The sequence below is a fragment of the Streptomyces sp. NPDC001502 genome (assembly GCF_042894785.1).
In the GTDB taxonomy this organism is placed as follows: domain Bacteria; phylum Actinomycetota; class Actinomycetes; order Streptomycetales; family Streptomycetaceae; genus Streptomyces; species Streptomyces kutzneri.
The window spans coordinates 115,529-131,957 of record NZ_JBIAVW010000008.1 but is presented as its reverse complement, the minus strand read 5'-3'; the positions used below and the strand labels follow the sequence as shown (position 1 = coordinate 131,957).

12 protein-coding genes are annotated in these 16,429 nt (G+C 73.9%); 8 read left to right on the top strand and 4 right to left on the bottom strand.

Features of this window, described 5'->3' with window-relative positions; genetic code table 11:
* The first annotated feature begins 63 nt into the window (after window positions 1–63).
* Together ACFY0D_RS16100 and ACFY0D_RS16095 are read left to right on the top strand one after the other, a co-directional pair.
* Window positions 64–1,482, top strand: coding sequence for a phytoene desaturase family protein (locus ACFY0D_RS16100; RefSeq protein ID WP_390798919.1), 1,419 nt, complete (start codon window positions 64–66; stop codon window positions 1,480–1,482).
* Complete coding sequence (locus ACFY0D_RS16095) at window positions 1,482–2,000, top strand: O-acetyl-ADP-ribose deacetylase (protein ID WP_390798918.1); 519 nt, start codon at window positions 1,482–1,484, stop codon at window positions 1,998–2,000. The genes ACFY0D_RS16100 and ACFY0D_RS16095 overlap by 1 nt, the downstream gene beginning before the upstream one ends.
* Window positions 2,001–2,016: 16 nt before the next feature.
* On the opposite strand, the gene ACFY0D_RS16090 is transcribed toward ACFY0D_RS16095, so the two are convergent.
* The gene (locus ACFY0D_RS16090; protein WP_390798917.1) at window positions 2,017–2,502 is read right to left on the bottom strand and encodes an Lrp/AsnC family transcriptional regulator; all 486 of its coding nucleotides are present in this window, start codon (window positions 2,500–2,502) and stop codon (window positions 2,017–2,019) included.
* A gap of 135 nt (window positions 2,503–2,637) precedes the next feature.
* Between ACFY0D_RS16090 and ACFY0D_RS16085 the strand changes: the two genes are divergently transcribed.
* The 4 genes from ACFY0D_RS16085 to ACFY0D_RS16070 all read left to right on the top strand — a co-directional run bounded on the left by ACFY0D_RS16085 (window position 2,638) and on the right by ACFY0D_RS16070 (window position 8,498).
* Window positions 2,638–3,615 carry a DMT family transporter gene (locus ACFY0D_RS16085; protein WP_390798916.1) on the top strand — a complete coding sequence of 326 codons (978 nt, stop codon included), beginning with the start codon at window positions 2,638–2,640 and terminating at the stop codon, window positions 3,613–3,615.
* Window positions 3,608–4,864, top strand: coding sequence for an aromatic amino acid transaminase (locus ACFY0D_RS16080; RefSeq protein ID WP_390798915.1), 1,257 nt, complete (start codon window positions 3,608–3,610; stop codon window positions 4,862–4,864). Before ACFY0D_RS16085 ends, ACFY0D_RS16080 begins: the two co-directional genes overlap by 8 nt.
* 327 nt (window positions 4,865–5,191) lie before the next feature.
* Window positions 5,192–6,295: a molybdopterin-dependent oxidoreductase gene (locus ACFY0D_RS16075; protein WP_390798914.1), complete on the top strand. Its 1,104-nt coding sequence runs from the start codon at window positions 5,192–5,194 to the stop codon at window positions 6,293–6,295.
* Between the two features lie 136 nt (window positions 6,296–6,431).
* Window positions 6,432–8,498, top strand: a complete 2,067-nt coding sequence (locus ACFY0D_RS16070) for a SpoIIE family protein phosphatase (RefSeq protein WP_390798913.1) — start codon at window positions 6,432–6,434, stop codon at window positions 8,496–8,498.
* Window positions 8,499–8,579: 81 nt separating this feature from the next.
* Here the strand turns inward: ACFY0D_RS16070 and ACFY0D_RS16065 are convergent, their stop codons facing one another.
* Together ACFY0D_RS16065 and ACFY0D_RS16060 are read right to left on the bottom strand one after the other, a co-directional pair.
* Entirely contained in the window at window positions 8,580–11,381 is a 2,802-nt protein-coding gene (locus tag ACFY0D_RS16065) for a SpoIIE family protein phosphatase (RefSeq protein WP_390798912.1), read from the bottom strand.
* Complete coding sequence (locus ACFY0D_RS16060; RefSeq protein ID WP_390798911.1) at window positions 11,378–12,373, bottom strand: GlxA family transcriptional regulator; 996 nt, start codon at window positions 12,371–12,373, stop codon at window positions 11,378–11,380. Before ACFY0D_RS16060 ends, ACFY0D_RS16065 begins: the two co-directional genes overlap by 4 nt.
* 98 nt (window positions 12,374–12,471) lie before the next feature.
* Between ACFY0D_RS16060 and ACFY0D_RS16055 the strand changes: the two genes are divergently transcribed.
* Window positions 12,472–13,053: a cysteine hydrolase family protein gene (locus ACFY0D_RS16055; protein ID WP_390798910.1), complete on the top strand. Its 582-nt coding sequence runs from the start codon at window positions 12,472–12,474 to the stop codon at window positions 13,051–13,053.
* A 356-nt stretch (window positions 13,054–13,409) separates the two neighbouring features.
* Here ACFY0D_RS16055 and ACFY0D_RS16050 read toward each other — a convergent pair whose 3' ends face one another.
* A complete protein-coding gene (locus ACFY0D_RS16050; RefSeq protein ID WP_301364999.1) occupies window positions 13,410–14,558 on the bottom strand; it encodes a glycerate kinase in 1,149 nt (382 codons plus the stop codon).
* A 143-nt stretch (window positions 14,559–14,701) separates the two neighbouring features.
* On the opposite strand from ACFY0D_RS16050, the gene ACFY0D_RS16045 reads away from it, so the two are divergent.
* Entirely contained in the window at window positions 14,702–16,429 is a 1,728-nt protein-coding gene (locus ACFY0D_RS16045) for a BCCT family transporter (protein WP_390798909.1), read from the top strand.

Below are 16,429 nucleotides of genomic sequence, written 5' to 3'. Positions count from 1 at the left end.
GGACGGTCCGGGCAGCGGAATATCCTGGAGGCGCAGGCGCCGCCGGAGACGAAGGAGTCGCAAGTGCCGTCGATTCTCGATGTGGTCGTGGTGGGGGCGGGGCCGAACGGGCTGACCGCCGCCGTCGAACTGGCCCGGCGCGGCTTCTCGGTGGCCGTTTTCGAAGCCGCCGGCACGGTCGGCGGCGGTGCCCGGACCGAGGAGCTCACCCTTCCCGGCTTCCGGCACGACCCCTGCTCGGCGGTGCACCCGCTGGGGGCCGGCTCGCCGGTCTTCGCCACGATGCCGCTGAAGCGGTACGGGCTGGAGTGGCTGCACCCCCCGCTGCCCATGGCGCACCCCTTCGACGACGGCACGGCCGCGGTCCTGTCCCGCTCGGTCGCGGAGACGGCGGCGTCCCTCGGGCCGCGCGACGCGGGCGCCTACCGGCGTCTGGTCGGGCCGTTCCTCGGCAAATGGGACACCCTGGCCCGGGACTTCATGTCCCTGCCCAGCACCGCGCTGCCCCGGGATCCGCTCACGCTCGCCCGCTTCGGGCTCACCGGACTGCCGCCCTCCACCTGGCTCATGAGCCGCTTCCGCGACGAACGGGCACGGGCGCTGTTCGCGGGCCTCGTGGCCCACGTCATCGCACCGCTCGGCGGGATCGCCACCAGCGCGGTGGGCCTGGTCTTCGCGCTGGCCGCGCACGCGAACGGCTGGCCGATGCCGCGCGGCGGCTCGCAGTCCGTGTCCGACGCCCTCGCCGGGTACCTGCGCGACCTCGGCGGGACCATCCACACCGGCTTCGAGGTCAAGCGGCTCGACGACCTCCCGCCCGCCCGCACCTACGTCTTCGACACCTCGCCGACCGCGCTGGCCCGCATCGCCCGCCTGGGGCGCGCGTACGACGGATACCGGTACGGCGCCTCCGTGTTCAAGCTCGACTACGCGCTGGACGGGCCGGTCCCGTGGACGGCCGAGGCGCCGCGCCGCGCCGGCACCGTCCAGATCGGTCCGCGCGCCCGGGACATCGACGCCGCCCTGCAGCTCGCCTCCGGCGGCCGGGCCCCGCGCGCGCCCTTCCTCATCACCGCGCAGCCCAGCCTCGTCGACCCCGGCCGGGCACCCGAGGGCAAGCACGTGTTCTGGGCGTACGGACATGTCCCCGCGGGCTGGGACGGCGATCTCACCGAGGCCGTCGAATCCCAACTGGAGCGCTTCGCCCCGGGCTTCCGCGACCTGGTGCTCGCCCGTGCCACGGCCGGCCCGCCCCAGCTCGCCGCCCGCAACCCCAACTACGTCGGCGGGGACATCGCCTGCGGTGCCGCCTCGGGCCTCCAGCTCCTGCTGCGTCCCAAGATCTCCCTCACCCCGTACACGACGGCCCACCCGGCCGTCTTCCTCTGCTCCTCGGCCACCCCGCCGGGCCCGGGTGTGCACGGCATGTCCGGGCACAACGCCGCCAAGGCGGTCTGGCGGCACCTGCGAAAGGGCTCCTGATGGTGCGCATCACCCTGGTCCGCGGCGACATCACCGCGGAGAAGGCCGACGTCATCGTCAACGCGGCGAACTCCTCGCTGCTCGGCGGCGGCGGGGTCGACGGCGCCATCCACCGGCGCGGCGGACCGGAGATCCTCGCGGCCTGCGAGGACCTGCGGCGCTCGCACTACGGCAAGGGGCTGGCGACGGGCCGGGCCGTCGCCACCACGGCCGGGAGGCTCGCCGCCGGGCACGTCATCCACACGGTGGGCCCGGTCTGGTCGCGCGAGGAGGACCGGTCGGCGCTGCTCGCCTCCTGCTACCGCGAGTCGCTGCGGATCGCCGACGAGCTGGGGGCCCGTACGGTCGCGTTCCCGGCCATCTCCACCGGCATCTACGGCTGGCCGATGGACGACGGGGCGCGGATCGCGGTGGAGACGGTGCGTCGCGCCCCCACCGAGGTGCAGGAGGTGCGGTTCGTGCTCTTCGACGCGGCCGCCTACGAGGCCTTCGAGACGGCGGTGGCGGCCGCCTCCTGAGGTGTGCCCGGCTCCGTCAGCGCGGCGCGCGCACGGAGGCACCCGGGGCGGGCCGCGGGTAGGTCCGGGACTGCTTGACGCTGCCGAACGCGAAGCTCGACTCGATCGAGGCGATCCCGGGGATGGCGTGGATCCGGTGGCGCACCAGGGATTCGTAGGCCTCCAGGTCCTCGATGACGACCCGGAGCAGGTAGTCGCTGCTGCCCGCCATCAGGTAGCAGTCCTGGATGTGCTCGATGACCGCGACGTGCTCCTCGAACAGCCGCACCGCCTCCGCCGTGTGGCGTTCCAGGCGGATCCGGACGAAGACGGTGACCGGGAGCCCGAAGGCGACCTGGTCGACCATGGCCGTGTAGCCGCGGATCAGGCCCGCCTCCTCCAGCCGCCGCACCCGGCGCAGGCAGGGCGACGGGGACAGCCGGACGCGGTCGGCGAGGTCCTGGTTGGACAGACGCCCGTCGGCCTGCAATTCCCTGATGATCTGCAGATCCACTGCGTCCATGGTCACTCCTTGGCAGATTCTGCCCCAAACGTATGCCCGAGAGGCAGAACTGGCAATCGGCTGCCCCGCCCCAAGCTCTAGCGTTGCCCAGGCACGGACCGGACCGGTCCGGGTCTCAGAGGCTGGAGCAATTCCTTGGTCGCGACGAACACCACCCGGGCGACCCTGCCTCCCGATGCGGCGGGCCCGCAGGCCGGACACCCCGGCCGGCGCGGGCTCTCCCCACAGGCCGAGGGCATGCTGGCCCTGCTGGTCACCGTGTCGATCTGGGCGGCCTTCGCGCTCAGCGCCCGGGCCCTGAGCGGTTCCTCCCTGCTGCCCGCGGACGCGGCCCTGCTGCGCTTCGGCGTCCCCCTCGTCGTCCTGTTCCCCGCCCTGTGGCGGCGCCGGCGCGCCATCGCCGCGGTGCGGCCGGGCCCCGCGGTGAAGATCGTCTGCGGTGCCGGGGTGCCGTTCTTCCTGGCCGCGATGCACGGCGGCGCGCTGACGTCCGCCGCCTTCGTCGGCTCCATCGTCCCCGGCATGGTCCCGCTGTTCGTCTCCGCGATCATGATCCGCCGGGGCCACGGCGTCCCCCGGGGCACACAGGCCGCGGGGCTCGCCCTGATCGCGGCCGGCGTGGCCGCCCTCGTCTGGCGCTACGTCGTCCCCGTCGACACCGATGTACTCGCCGGCGCCGGCACGCTCCTGGTGGCCAGCGGCCTCTGGGCCCTCTACACCGTGGGGCTGCGCGAGGTCGGCCTCGACCCGATCGGGTCGATCGGACTGCTGTGCCTGCCCTCCTTCGCCGTGATCGGGGTCCTGGTGCTGACCGGGGTGCTCCCCACGGGCATCGCGCACGCGGCGGGCAGCGACATCGCGCTGTTCCTCGTCGTGCAGGGGCTGGGGGTCGGCCTGTGCGCGGGCCTGCTGTACGCCTTCGCCATCCGCCGCCTCGGCGCCGAGCGCAGCGCCGTCGTCGGCAGCCTCAGCCCCGTCGCCGTCGTCCTGCTCGCCGTCCCGCTGCTCGGCGAGACGCCGACCCTCGCCGTACTCGTCGGCGTACCCCTCATCACCGCCGGCGTCGTCCTCGCCAACCGCCGCCCACGACCCAAGGTTCCCGCAGATGCTTGAGCTCCTCCCCACGCCGCCCACCGACCCGCTGTGGGACCTGACCTACGAGTTCGGCAGTGACGAGCGGCCCGAACGCCTCAACCTCGTCCTCGGCGTCTACCGGGACCAGACGGGCACCACACCCGTCATGACCGCCGTGCGCGAGGCCGAGATCCGGCTGGCGGAGCGATCCGACTCCAAGGAGTACCGCGGGCTCTCCGGCAACGCGGTCTTCAACCGCTCCCTGCTGGAGCTGGTCCTGGGCCCGGCCGGCCCGACCGACCGGGCCGCGGCCGTCCAGACCGTCGCGGGCTCCGGCGCGCTGCGGCTGCTGGCCGACCTGATCTGCCGGACCCGCCCGGGCGCCACGGTGTGGATCAGCGATCCGGCCTACGTCAACCACCGGCCCATCCTGGAGGCCGCCGGGCTGCGCGTGCGCCCGTACGGCTGGCGCGACGCCGAGGGCGGCTTCGACACGGCCGGCGTGCTGCGGGAACTGCAGGAAGCGGAACGGGACGACGTGGTCCTGCTCCAGGGCTGCTGCCACAACCCCACGGGCGTGGACCCGCTGCTGGACGACTGGGAGGCGCTCGCCGAATCGGCCGCCCGCAGGGGCTGGGTGCCCTTCGTCGACCTCGCCTACCACGGGCTCGGCGACGGCCTGGAGGCCGACCTGCTGCCCACGCGGATGCTGGCGGCGCGGGTGCCGGAAATGCTGATCGCGGTCAGCTGCTCGAAGAACTTCGGCCTCTACAGCGACCGCGTCGGCTGCGCCATCGTGCTCGGCGCCTCGACCCAGGCCGTCCGGCACGCCGAGACCGCCCTGCAGAACGCCGCGCGGACGCTGTACTCGATGCCGCCCGAGCACGGCGCGGCCGTGGTGACCACGATCCTGGAGGACGACGGGCTGCGGGCCGCCTGGCGCGCGGAGCTGGAGGTCATGCGCGGCCGGATCATGGACAACCGGGCCGATCTGGTCGCCCACCTGAGCGCGCTCGGCTGCGCCGACCAGGCGCGCTCGCTCGCCCGGCAGAAGGGCATGTTCTCGATGCTGCCGCTGTCCGCGCAGCAGATGCTCCGGCTGCGCAGGCAGTACGCCGTCTACGGCACGACCTCGGGGCGGATCAACATCGCGGGCATCCCGGCGCACCGGATCCCCTGCCTCGCCCGGGGCATCGCCGGAGTCCTCGGCACGGCCGAAGCACCCCGCACGCTCCCGACGCTCCCGCGGCAGCAGCAGTCCGGACCGGCCGCCATCGTTCAGGCGTAAAGCCGTTCAGGCGTAAGGCCCGGTCAGGGGGCATGGGGGGCATGGCCGCAGAGGACATGACAGTCCCCGGCAGTCCGTCGATTCCATGAGCCATCCGCCGTCGCCGATGGCTCCCCTGGTCGACAAGTGCTGCCGGGGGCCTGGCCAGAGCCTGGACAAGGGTCACGCGGGCCTGAGGACGTCTCCAGAGGGAGGTGCGGCTCTTTCCGGTTATCCGGTGTATTGATGAGTTTCCTCCCAATTCGCACCCAGTCAAGGCTTTGTTCGGACGTAGTCTGTAAAGAAATCCGCGTCGCGCCCGCCACGAGCCCGACGGAAGGTGCCGCCATGACCACATGGCCCGTTTCGCGACCCGCCCGAGGGCCCGGCGCCACGGTCTGGGCGCCCGAAACCGTCACCGCAGACCCGTACAACGCCCAGACCCCCTCGGCCGCGCTGGCCGAGCCGGTCACCCCCGTCGGTGCCTTCTTCGTACGCGACCACTTCGGCATCCCGCGCACCCCACCCGGCCGCTGGCGGCTGCGGATCGGCGGCGCCGCGGCCGCCCCCTTCGCCATCGGCTACACAGAGCTGCTCGCGATGGACCACCGGGAACTGGACGTCGTGGTGGAGTGCGCGGGCAACGGCCGCAGCCTGATGACACCCCGCCCGCCCGGCCTGCCCTGGGGCCAGCAGGCGGTGGGCTGCGCGCACTTCGCCGGAGTGCCCTTCCGTCTCCTCGCCGAGCGGGCCCTGATCGGTCCGCCGACCGTGGAGGTCGTCTTCACCGGGGCCGACTCCGGCGCGGTGCGCGGCCACCGGGCGGCCTTCGAGCGCAGCCTCCCGCTCGCCGTGGCCCTCCACCCGGACACCCTCCTCGTCACCCGCATGAACGGAGAGCCGCTCACCCCCGAGCACGGGGCCCCGGTCCGCCTGGTGGTCCCCGGCCGCTACGCGGTCGCCGACGTGAAGTGGCTGGTCGGAGCCCGGGCCGTGACCCGCCCGTTCGCCGGTGTCTTCCAGAGCGAGGAGTACCTCTACGTGGCCCCCCGCGGCACCCCCGAGGGCCCGGTGACGAACGTGCGGGTCAAGTCGCTCATCACCGAGCCCGAACCGGACACGGCCGTGTGCCGGGGCCACGAGACCCTCGTCCGCGGCCGCGCCTGGTCGGGCGGCGGGGTGCCGCTGCGGAGCGTCGAGGTGCGCGCCGAGTACGAGGACGACGACCGCCACCGCGAGCGCGGCTGGCACCAGGCCCTCCTCGAAGCGCCCGCCGGCCCCTACGGCTGGAGCAGCTGGTCGTACCGGTGGACGCCGCAGCAGCCCGGACCGTACCGGCTGGTCTCCCGCGCCACCGACGCCCACGGCGACACCCAGCCGCCGCAGGCCCCGTGGAACGCCCGCGGCTACGGCTGCAACCCCGTGGCCTGCGCCGAGGTGGTGGTCGTATGAGCGACGCGGGTGATGCGCACGAGGAGGGCCGGGTGGTCCGCGCCACGGCCGGGACCGGCCGAGACAGAGCCCCGCGCGCATGCCTCGGATAGGGTGAATCGGTAGGAATCAGGCCCCCCGGGGTGAGGTCGGTGCGTTGGACACTTACCAGGCGACGAGCGAGGTGCCGGACCCGTCGGCCGCGGCTGTCGGGTACGCGGGCGTACTCAACGAGCTGCTGCCGATCGCCCTGTGGCGGGAGGACGCCGACGGGCGCATCGTGGAGTGGTCTCTGGCCGCCCAGGACCTGCTCGGGCACCGGCCCGAGGACATCATCGGCCTCCCCGGCAGCGCCATGCTCGTCCCCGAGGCCAACCACGAGCTCGCCGACCAGCTGACCCGGCGCGTCCAGTCCGGCGAGACCGTCGTCGGCACCCTGCCCGTGCGCCACCGCGACGGTCACCGCGTCCCGATGGAGATGTGGATCGTCCCCGCCGTCGACCCCCAGGGCCGGACGGGGGCCATGCTCATCGCCGTGGAGACCTCCGAGGTGCTCCACATGCGGGACTCCCTCGCCGCTCTCCAGAGCCTGTTCACCCAGTCGCCCATAGGTCTCGCCACCCTCGGCACCGACCTGCGGTTCCTCCGCGTCAACGACGCCCTGGCCCGGATGAACGGCGTCTCCGCCGCCGAGCACCTCGGCAAGCGGCTCACCGAGGTGGTCCCCGGGGTCAACGCCCTCGCGCTGGAAGCGACGATGCAGCAGGTCCTCGACCGGGGCACCGCCGTCGTCGACGTCCGCCGCACCGGGCGGACCCCCGCCGACCCGGAGAACGACCGGACCTGGTCCTGTTCGTACGCCCCGCTGCTGGACGGCTCCGGCCGGGCCCTCGGGGTGATCGCCTCGCTCATCGACATCACCGAGGGCCAGCGGGCCCAGGCCGACGCCGAACGGGCCCGGCACCGGTTCGCCCTGCTCGCCGAGGCGGGCACCCGCATCGGCACCACCCTGGACCTCCACCAGACCGCCCAGGAAATCGTGGACGTGCTGGTGCCGCAGCTCGCGGACTCGGCCGACGTCCAGCTGCTCGAAGCGGTCCTGCTCCCCGACGAGGGCCCGGTCCACGCGGCCTCCACACGCGGTGTCCTGCGCCGGCTGGCCGCCCACTTCCCCGACCCGACCGCCCCCACCGCGAAACTCGCCCCCGGCCAGACCTTCCAGATCCCCATGGGCACCACCTACGAGCAGGTCATCGCCGAGGGACGGCCCATGAACCTCTACCTCGCCGACATCCCGGCCCTGATCACCTCCCCGCGCGCCGAGGCCCTGCGCACCTACCTCGCCACCCTGGGCTCGGCCCGCCTGGTCCCGCTCGTCGCCCGCGGCACCGTGCTCGGCGCCGTCGCCGTGACCCGTACGCGCGAGCGGGAACCGTTCGACGAGCAGGACCGCATCCTCGTCGACGAGCTGGTCGCCCGCGCGGCCCTCAACATCGACAACGCCCGGATGTACACCCTCCAGCGCCAGGCGGCCCTCACCCTCCAGCGCAGCCTCACCAACAGCGAGCTGCCCGAGGTCCCGGGCCTCGAACTCACCGGGCGCTACCTGCCCGCCAGCGACCACGACGTCGGCGGGGACTGGTACGACGTCATCCCGCTGCCCGGCGGCCGGACCGGGCTGGTCATCGGGGACGTCATGGGCCACGGCGTCCACGCCGCCGCCGTCATGGGGCAGCTGCGCACGGCCGTACGGACCCTCGCACGCCACGACGTGCCCCCGGCCCAGCTGCTCCGCTCGCTCGACGCCGTCGTGGCCGACCTGGGCGAGGACGAGATGGCCACCTGTGTGTACGCCGTCCACGACGCGGCGTCCGGCGGCTGCGTGATCGCCCGGGCCGGCCACCCGCCCCCCGCCGTGGTCACCCCCGACGGAGCCATCGCCTTCCTCGACGGCCCGCCCGGGACCCCGCTGGGCACGGGCGGGCAGGACTTCCGCACGGAGGAGGTACGGCTGCCGCCGGGGAGCCTGCTCGTGCTCTACACCGACGGCCTGATCGAGGCCCGGGACCGGGACCTCGACCAGGGGATGGCCCAGCTGGCGGAGGCCCTGAACCGGGTGGAGCAGCCCCTGGAGGAACTGTGCGAGGGGATCCTGCGGATGCTGCTGCCGTGCGCCCAGCAGGACGACGTCGCGGTGCTGCTGGCCCGCACCCGGCCGGTGTGACCCCGGGTCCACGGGCCCCGGGCCAGGGCCCGGGCCCCAGGGATCCGGCCCCAAGGCCCCGAGCCCGGCCGGCCGGCCGGCTCACCAGGCCAGGTCCTCCAGCGCGTCCAGGTCCAGCGGGTCCGCCGCCCGCGGCTCCGGGCCCCCGGTCAGCGGCAGCTCGGCCCAGATGACCTTGCCGCGCTCGGTGTAACGGGTGCCCCACCGGTCGGCGTACTGGGCGACGAGGAACAGCCCGCGCCCGCCCTCGTCGGTGGTCGCCGCGTACCGCAGGTGCGGCGAGGTGCTGCTGCCGTCGGAGACCTCGCAGACGAGGCTGCGGTCGCGCAGCAGCCGTACCCGCACGGGCGCGCTCCCGTACCGGATGGCATTGGTGATCAGCTCGCTGAGGATCAGCTCGGTGGAGAAGGAGATCTCCTCCAGCCCCCACGCGGCGAGCTGCGCCGCGCCCGCGCTCCGCACGCGCGAGACGGCCGAGGCCTCGCCCGGCACCTCCCACTCGGCGATCCGGTCGGCCTCCAGCCGCCGGGTGTCGGCGATCAGCAGGGCGATGTCGTCGCTCGGCACCGGGAACAGCATCGCGGCGAGCACGTCCGAGCAGGCCTGGTCGGGGCTGCGGCCGGGTCGCGCCAGCGACTCGCCCAACAGGTGCAGTCCGGCGTCGAAGTCCCGGTCGCGGTCCTCCACCAGGCCGTCGGTGAACAGCACCAGCCGGCTCCCCTCGGGGAGCGTGAACTCGGCGGCCTCGAAGGGCATGCCGCCCACGCCCAGGGGCAGCCCGGCCGGCAGCTCGGGGAACTCGACGTCCCCTCCGGGGCGGATCAGCGCGGGCCCGGGATGGCCGGCGCTGGCCATCAGACACCGCCCGGAGACGGGGTCGTAGACCGCGTAGAGACAGGTGGCACCGGTGACCCCGGCCGGCTCGGCGGCCCCGTCCAAGGCGTCCTCGGCGCCGCCCTCCCCGCCCGCGAGCCCGCTCCCGGTGTCGTTCTGGTCGATCCGGCTGATCAGCTCGTCCAGGTGCCCGAGCAGCTCGTCGGGGGGCAGGTCCAGGGTGGAGAAATTGTGCACCGCGGTCCGCAGCCGGCCCATGGTCGCCGCGGCGTGCACCCCGTGCCCCACGACATCGCCGACGACCAGCGCCACCCGGCCCCCCGGCAGCGGGATCACGTCGAACCAGTCCCCGCCCACCCCCGCCTTCGCGGGCAGATAGCGGAAGGCCACGTCCACGGCGTTCTGGGCGGGCAGCACCCGGGGCAGGAGGCTGCGCTGGAGCGTCACGGCCATCGCGTGCTCGCGGGTGAAGCGGCGGGCGTTGTCGATGGAGACGGCCGCGCGCGCACCCAGCTCGGCCGCGAAGGACCGGTCCTCCTCGTCGAAGGGCTCCGGGGTGTCGGCCCGCCAGAAGTTGGCCATGCCCAGGACCACGCCCCGGGCCCGGAGCGGTACGGAGATCAGCGAGTGCAGCCCGTAGTCGAGCGCCACCCGGGTGCCCTGCGAGTCCTGGGCCCGCCAGCCCATGGCCGCGTTCAGGTCGGCCGCGAGCACCGCGTGCCCGGCATCCAGGGCCGCCGCCATCGGGGCCGTCGGCACGACGAACCGGATGATGTCGCCCACCGGCTGGAGCGGCGAGTCGGCACGCACGCCGGTGATGGCGGCCCGGCGCATCTCGGTGTAGACACCGGTGGCCAGGGAGGGCTCGTCACCGTGCAGCACCGGCTCCAGCAGCTCCACCGTGACGAAGTCCGCGAACCGGGGGACGGCGACCTCCGACAGCTCCTCGGCGGTCCGCACCACGTCCAGGGTGGAACCGATCCGCACACCGGCGTCGTAGAGCAGCTGCAGCCGGCGCCGGGCCACCTCCGCCCGGCCGGAGAGCGCGGCGAGCTCGGTGGAGTCGCGCAGGGTCACGACGCTTCCCGTGGACATGCCCTTGTACTGCGCGGTGGGCCGTACGTTGACGGCGAGCAGCCGGTCGCCCGCCAGGTGCACGTGGTCCGTCACGACCTGGCCGGAGGCGAGCAGTTCGGCGGTGCGCGGGTCGAGACCGAGGTCGGTGACGTGCCGGTTCTCGGGGTCGGGCGGCAGGCCGAGCAGCCGGCGGGCCTCGTCGTTGGCCAGGACGAGCCGCTGGTCGGCGTCGATGATGACCACGCCCTCGCGGACGGCGTGCAGGACGGCCTCGTGGTGCTCGTTGATCCGGCTCATCTCGGCGGCGCCCAGGCCCCGGGTCTGGCGCCGCAGCCGGCCGCTGACCAGGGCGGCGCCACCGGTGCCGAGCAGCAGGGCGCCCGCGGCCGCGCCGAGCAGGAGCGGGAGCTGGCCCTCGACGACCTGGGAGACGTTCTCGACGTCTATGCCGGTGCCGACCAGGCCGATGACGACGCCGTCGGAATTCCGTATCGGGACGATGGCCCGGACGGCGTCGCTCGGCTCGCCCCGGAACGTTTCCGTGAAGGCATGCCCGGCGAGGGCGCGGCTGAGGTCACCGGTGGCCCGTCGGCCGATCAGCTCGGGCTGCGAGTCGGTGTAGCGGATCCCGTCGGTGTTCATGACGGCGATGAAGTCGACGCCCGAGCCCCGGCGGGCGGCCTCGGCCAGCGGCTGGAGCAGAGCGGTCGGATCCGTCGAGAGCAGCGCCGACACGATACCGGGGGCGTGCGCGAAGGACTCGGCCGCCGCGAGCGAGCGGTGACGGGCGTCGCGCTCGCTGTCGTACCGGGCCTGGAACACCAGGGCCGCGGCGGCGGCGGCGATCAGCAGGAGCACGATCATCGCCTGGAGGGCGAAGACCTGACCGGCGACGCTGTGTGCCCACCGGGACAGGCGCGCGAACAGCCGCGAGCCCCACCCGGTCGGCTGGCGACCAAAACGTCCGGTCATGAGCCCTTTCTAACACTGTCCGGGGGGTTTGGTGCGGCTGCCGGTGCGCAGGAGGCCGCACGGTACGCGCGAGGGCCGAGGCCGACATGCGCGGTGAAGTGCTGGCGGAAGGTGACCTCACTGGCGAAACCGGCCCGCCGGGCCACTTCCGGCACCGGATGGTCGGTGCGTTCCAGCAGCTTGCGGGCCGCGTCCAGCCGGTGTCCCAGCAGCCACCGGTGCGGGGTGGTGCCGGTGGCGGCGGTGAAGTGCCGGGCGAAGGAACGCGGGGACATCCCCGCCCAGCCGGCCAGGGTCGCCACGGACAGGGGATCGTGCAGCGAACGCAGGGCGCGCGCCCGTACGGCGGCCAGCGCCTCGGCCGTCCGGTCCGCGGCCGGGACGGGCCGGTCCAGATACTGGGCGTGGTCCCCGGTACGGAAGGGGCCCGTCACCATGGAACGGGCGATGGCGGCGGCGGCCTCGGCGCCGTGTGCCTCCCGGACCAGGTGCAGGCACAGGTCGATCCCGGAAGCCACCCCGGCGGAGGTCCACAGCCCGCCGTCCTCGACGTAGAGCGGGGCGTCCTCGACCACGATCCCCGGGTAGCGCGCGGCGAGCTGCGGGGCCAGCCACCAGTGGGTGACCGCCCGGCGGCCCTCCAGCAGACCGGCCTCCGCCAGGATGAACGCCCCGGCACACAGGGCGGCGACCGGCACGCCCCGGCCGTGCGCCTCGCGCAGGGCGGCGAGGACCGGCGCGGGCGTCGGATCGGCCGGCTCGGCCAGCGCCGGCACGACGACCAGGTCCGCGGTGGCCAGCCAGTCCAGCCCCCGGTCGGGGGACAGGGTCAGCCCGCCGGGCAGCGGGATCGGACCGGGTTCCAGGGCGCACCGGCGCAGCTCGAAGCCCGGCACCCCGGCGTGGCCGCGGTCGGGGCCCCAGACCTCGGTGATGACGGCGAGGTCGAAGCTGCGGATCCCGGGCTGGACGACGATCGCGACACGGTGCATCCGGCCAGTTTGTCAGAACTGCCAGTCTGGCAGGATCTCATCGGTACAGGGCCTCGTGGGCGCTGTCGGGCCCGCGGCCCGGCGGACAGCATGGAGCCATGACAACGACCGCGATCGAGATCGCCCCCGACAGTGCCCTGCTGGTCATCGACGTGCAGAAGGGCTTCGACGAGGAGTCCTTCTGGGGGCCCCGCAACAACCCGGCGGCCGAGGACAACATCGCGGCCCTGATGGACGCCTGGCAGGCGGCCGGCCGCCCGGTGGTCCTCGTCCGGCACGCGTCCGTGCAGCCCGGCTCCGTCCTCGCGGCCGACCATCCCGGCCATGCCTTCAAGGACCTGGTCGAGAAGCGGAGCCAGGGGGCCCTGGTGATCACCAAGACCGTGAACTCGGCCTTCTACGGCACCCCGGACCTGGCCGACTGGCTGGGGGCCCGGGGGATCGGCCAGCTGGTGCTGGTCGGCATCCAGACCAACATGTGCGTCGAGACCACGGCCCGGATGGCGGGGAACCTCGGCTACGACGTGCTCGTCCCGCTCGACGCCACGCACACCTTCGACCTCGCCGGGCCGGGGGGCCTCGCCCTGACGGCGGACGAGCTCGCCACCGCCACCGCGGTGAGCCTCCACGGCGGCGGCTTCGCCCGCGTGGTCACCACGGCGGACCTCCTGTCGGCGTAAACCGCTTCAGCCTCGCCGACGCCCGATCCAGCCCCTCCGGCCACCCCCAGCCCCTCCGGCGTTTGTGGAGCGGGTCCGGGCGGGGCCCGGGGCCCGGCGGGGCCGGGTTTGGGGGGGGGGGGGGGGGGGCGGCCCCCGCCCCGCCCCCCCCCCGCCGGGCGCGGGGGGGGGCCGGGGGCCCCCCCCCCCCCCCCCCCCCCACAACCCCCGGAGGGGCTGGGTTTGCCGGGCGAGGCCGGATTGCCCGGCGAAGCCGAATGACGGCGCGAGGCTCGGGCGGCCCGGCGGAGCCGGAAACGGCTGGGGCCCGGGCCCCCGGGGAGGGGGCCCGGGCCCTCAGGGGCCCGGCGGCCGTATCAGAGGACGTCGGCGGCGATGTTGGCCGCGACCTGCTCCAGCAGGGGACCCGCGTTCGGGATGGACTTGGCCGGGTCGGGCTCCAGGTCCGTGAGCGGGTACGCCTTGCGGATGCCGGCCCCCTCCAGGGCCTCCTGGGTCAGCAGCAGCCGTCCGCAGACGGCCACCACCGGCTTGCCCGCCGCCCGCGCCGCGGCCGCGACACCCGCCGGGGCCTTGCCGTGCAGGGTCTGCTCGTCCAGGGAGCCCTCACCGGTGATGACCAGCGTGGCCCGCTCCAGCGCGGGGGCGAAGCCCAGCACCTCCAGCATCAGCTCGATGCCGGGACGGAACGTCGCGCCGAGCAGCAGGGCCCCGTAGCCGATGCCGCCCGCGCCACCGGCACCCGGGAGCACCGCGCACTCGGCGGCCTTCGCGCCGATCGACTTCTCCAGGACCACCGCGAAGTGCGCCAGCGCCGCGTCGAGCGTCGCCACGTCCTCGGGCGACGCCCCCTTCTGCGGGCCGTAGACCGCGGCGCAGCCCTTCGGGCCGGTCAGCGGGTTGTCCACGTCGCTCGCGAGGACGAACTCCACCTCCGCGAAGCGCGGGTCGACGCCGGACAGGTCGGCCGAGGCCAGCTCGGCCAGCGCACCGCCGCCCGGCCCCACCGGTTCGCCGTTCGCATCCAGGAACACCGCGCCCAGCGCGGCCAGCATGCCGGCGCCGCCGTCGGTGGTGGCACTGCCGCCCACGCCGAAGACGATCGAGCGCGCGCCCGCGTCCAGCGCGGCCTTGAGCAACTCGCCCGAGCCGTACGTGGTCGCCGTCAGCGCGGCGAAGGTGCCCGCCGGCAGCAACTGCAGCCCGGAGGCCTCCGCCATCTCGACCACCGCAGTGCCCTCGCGCAGCGCGAAGGCGGCCGTGACCTGGTCGCCGAGGGGTCCGGTGACCCGTACCTCCCGGCGTTCGAAGCCGGCTGCCACGGCTGCCGCGACCGTTCCGTCGCCGCCGTCCGCGACGGGGAGGGTCTCGATCTCCACGTCCGGTACGGCCCTGCGCAGGCCGGCCGTCACCCGCTCCGCGACCTGAACGGCCGTGAGCGAGCCCTTGAATTTGTCCGCGGCGATGAGCACGCGCGCGGCCTCAGTTACTGCTCCGTCCGTCACCTTGCTATTCCCTTGCTATCGAACAGTGCAGTCGCGCCGCCATGAGCTTATCCGGAGGATCCTCCTATGCCCATGAGTGGCCTGGGCCACACCCGGCGCGCCATGCCCCTAAATAGGGATATACGGCTGCATAGTGTGGCCGCATGAGCGCGGAATCACTGGAACGGCCACGTCCGGACACCCCCGGAGGGGGATCCGGCGGCCCCGCGGACGGCGCGCCCGACCATGCCGTCGTCACCGTGGGTGTGATCGCCGTGCTGGCCGTCGTCGCCTGGGCGGCCCTGGCCGGGGACTCCTTCGACACGGCCTCGGGAACCGCGCTCTCCTGGGTGCTGGGCAACTTCGCCTGGCTGTTCGTGATCGCCGCCGACGTCTTCCTCGTCATGTGCGTCGTCCTCGCGATCAGCCGGTTCGGCCGGATCCGTCTCGGCGCCGACGACTCCGAGCCCGAGTTCACCAACCTCGCGTGGATCGCGATGATGTTCAGCGCCGGTATGGGCATCGGCCTGATGTTCTACGGGGTGGGGGAGCCGCTCACCCACTACCTGGCGCCGCCCCCGGCCTCCGGGGCGGCCCCCCGCACCGGCGCCGCCGCCCTCGCGGCCATGGAGTACTCCTTCTTCCACTGGACCCTCACCCCCTGGGCGATCTACGGCATCGCTGGCCTCGCCCTGGCCTACGCGACCTTCCGCAAGGGCCGCGGCAACCGCCTCAGCTCCGCCTTCGTCCCCCTGATGGGAGCGGAACGGGCCAACGGCCGGCCCGGCAAGGCCATCGACCTGCTGGCCGTGTTCGCCACCGTCTTCGGCACCGCCACCAGCCTCGGCCTCGGGGCGCTCCAGGTTTCCAAAGGGCTCAGCCTCACGACCGGCATCGAGGACTCCGTCACCGTCGAGCTGGTCATCATCGGCTCGCTGTCGGCGGCCTTCGTCCTCTCCGCCTTCTCAGGCCTGCACAAGGGCGTGAAGTGGCTCAGCACCGTCAACATCGTGCTCGCCGCCACCCTGATGCTCTTCGTCTTCGTGCTCGGCCCCACCGTCTACATCCTCGACGTGATCCCTTCCAGCGTCGGCGGGTACCTGAGCGAGCTGGTGCCCATGGCCAGCCGTACCGGCGCCTTCACCGACTCCAAGTGGCTCGGCGCGTGGACGATCTTCTACTGGGCCTGGTGGCTCTCCTGGGCCCCCTTCGTCGGCACCTTCATCGCCCGCATCTCGCGCGGACGCACCATCCGCGAGTTCCTCATCGGCGTGCTGCTCGTCCCCAGCGGGGCCACCGTGGTCTGGTTCTGCGTCATGGGCGGCACGGCCATCCGACTCGACTCCACCGGCGCCGTCGACTTCGCCGTCAAGATCAAGGACGGTACGGAGGCCTCGCTCTTCGCGATGCTGGACGCCCTGCCGCTCTCCGCGGTCACCTCGTGGGTCGCCATGGTCCTGGTCATGACCTACTTCGTCACCAGCGCCGACTCGGCCTCCCTGGTGATGGGCTCGCTCACCAGCCGCGGCTCCCTCAACCCGCCCACCTGGCTCGTCGTCACCTGGGGCGTGCTGATGGCCGCCGTCGCCGCCGTCCTGCTCGTCGCGGGCGGCCTGAAGTCGCTGCAGACCGCCACCATCCTGGTCGCGCTGCCCTTCGTCATCGTCATGATGGTGCTCTGCTGGGCCCTGGTGAAGGAACTCCGCACCGACCCCGGCGCCGGACCCGCCCGCCACCACCCCCTGCACGGGATGCGGGACGCGGTCCGGGCCATAATCGGCGACGCCATCACCGAACAGGGGGCGGCCCGCCACCCGCGGCAGCGGCGCGTGGCCGGGTCCAAGGGGCGGGAGCACGAGGACGGCGAAGGCCCGGCGTCCCCGGAGGCGTGA